The sequence below is a fragment of the Nocardiopsis sp. TNDT3 genome, assembly GCF_003427465.1.
In the GTDB taxonomy this organism is placed as follows: domain Bacteria; phylum Actinomycetota; class Actinomycetes; order Streptosporangiales; family Streptosporangiaceae; genus Nocardiopsis; species Nocardiopsis dassonvillei.
Genome location: NZ_QPFC01001008.1, coordinates 1 through 1,427, shown reverse-complemented (window position 1 = coordinate 1,427; position 1,427 = coordinate 1). Strand labels below are relative to the sequence as shown.

1 rRNA gene is annotated in these 1,427 nt (G+C 56.5%); it reads right to left on the bottom strand.

From position 1 onward, the window contains the following. Window positions 1-36: 36 nt before the first annotated feature. Window positions 37-1,427: ribosomal RNA gene (locus DQW06_RS22935) — 23S ribosomal RNA — on the bottom strand; the annotation flags it as partial.

The following is a 1,427-nucleotide window of genomic DNA, read 5'->3' as shown; positions in this document are numbered from 1 at the left end:
CCGTGAAAAGTGTGCGCGAACATCCAATTATCTGCAGCGGACAAGCCCTCGGCCTATTAGTACCGGTCAGCTCCACCCCTCACAAGGCTTCCACACCCGGCCTATCAACCCCATCGTCTATAGGGAGCCTTACCCCCTCAAGGAGGCAGGAGACCTCATCTCGAAGCAAGCTTCCCGCTTAGATGCTTTCAGCGGTTATCCCTCCCGAACGTAGCCAACCAGCCATGCCCTTGGCAGGACAACTGGCACACCAGAGGTTCGTCCGTCCCGGTCCTCTCGTACTAGGGACAGCCCTTCTCAAGTCTCCAACGCGCACAGCGGATAGGGACCGAACTGTCTCACGACGTTCTAAACCCAGCTCGCGTGCCGCTTTAATGGGCGAACAGCCCAACCCTTGGGACCAACTCCAGCCCCAGGATGCGACGAGCCGACATCGAGGTGCCAAACCATCCCGTCGATATGGACTCTTGGGGAAGATCAGCCTGTTATCCCCGGGGTACCTTTTAGCCGTTGAGCGACACCGCTTCCACACGCCGGTGCCGGATCACTAGTCCCAGCTTTCGCTCCTGCTCGACACGTCCGTCTCACAGTCAAGCTCCCTTGTGCACTTACACTCAACACCTGATTACCAACCAGGCTGAGGGAACCTTTGGGCGCCTCCGTTACTCTTTGGGAGGCAACCGCCCCAGTTAAACTACCCACCAGACACTGTCCCCGAACCGGATCACGGTCCAAAGTTAGATGCCCGAAACAGTCAGAGTGGTATTTCACCAACGCCTCCACCGCCACTAGCGTGACAGCTTCACCGGCTCCCACCTATCCTACACAAACCATCCCAAACACCAATGTCAAGCTATAGTGAAGGTCCCGGGGTCTTTCCGTCCTGCTGCGCGAAACGAGCATCTTTACTCGTAGTGCAATTTCACCGGGCCCATGGTTGAGACAGTGGGGAAGTCGTTACGCCATTCGTGCAGGTCGGAACTTACCCGACAAGGAATTTCGCTACCTTAGGATGGTTATAGTTACCACCGCCGTTTACTGGCGCTTAGATTCCCAGCTTCGCAGGGGCGAACCCCCACTAACCAGTCCTCTTAACGTTCCAGCACCGGGCAGGCGTCAGTCCGTATACAGCGTCTTACGACTTCGCACGGACCTGTGTTTTTAATAAACAGTCGCTTCCCCCCGCTATCTGCGACCCCACCCAGCTCAGGATGCAAGATCCGTCACCAGACAGGGCTCCCCTTCTCCCAAAGTTACGGGGACAATTTGCCGAGTTCCTTAACCATGGTTCACCCGAACGCCTCGGTATTCTCTACCTGACCACCTGCGTCGGTTTAGGGTACTGGCCACACACGAACTCGCTAGAGGCTTTTCTCGACAGCATGGGATCACTCACTTCACCAAAAACGGCTCGGCATCACGTCTCA